This window comes from Ramlibacter sp. WS9, from assembly GCF_003797765.1.
Lineage (GTDB): Bacteria > Pseudomonadota > Gammaproteobacteria > Burkholderiales > Burkholderiaceae_C > Ramlibacter.
Genome location: NZ_RKMB01000155.1, coordinates 1 through 417 on the forward strand (window position 1 = coordinate 1; position 417 = coordinate 417).

A 417-nucleotide genomic window follows, 5' to 3' on the forward strand; every position below is an offset into this window, starting at 1 on the left:
CAGCCCCTTCGCCTTGAGCAGCTTCGGCACCGAGAACACCGGACCGATGCCCATTTCGTCCGGCTCGCAGCCGGCCACGGTGAAGCCACGGAAGAAGGCCTTCGGCTCCAGGCCCAGCGCCAGCGCTTTCTCCAGGCTCATCAGCAGGGTCATCGAGGCGCCGTCGGAGAGTTGCGAGGCGTTGCCGGCGGTGACCGAACCGTCCTCGGCGAACGCCGGCTTCAGCGAGGCCAGGCCTTCGAGGGTGGTGTCCGGGCGGTTGCAGTCGTCGCGGTCGACCACTCCGTCGAGCACCTGCTTCTCGCCGCTGGCCTTGTCCTCCACCGCGTAGCGGGTGGTCATCGGCACGATCTCGTCGGCGAACAGCCCGTCCGCCTGGGCTCGCGCCATCCGCTGCTGGCTCTGCAGGGCGTAGGC

Annotated in this window: 1 pseudogene; it reads right to left on the minus strand. The window is 69.3% G+C overall.

Annotation, left to right across the window (positions count from 1 at the left end):
* Positions 1-417, minus strand: a pseudogene (locus tag EEB15_RS33420) (acetyl-CoA C-acyltransferase); the annotation flags it as partial.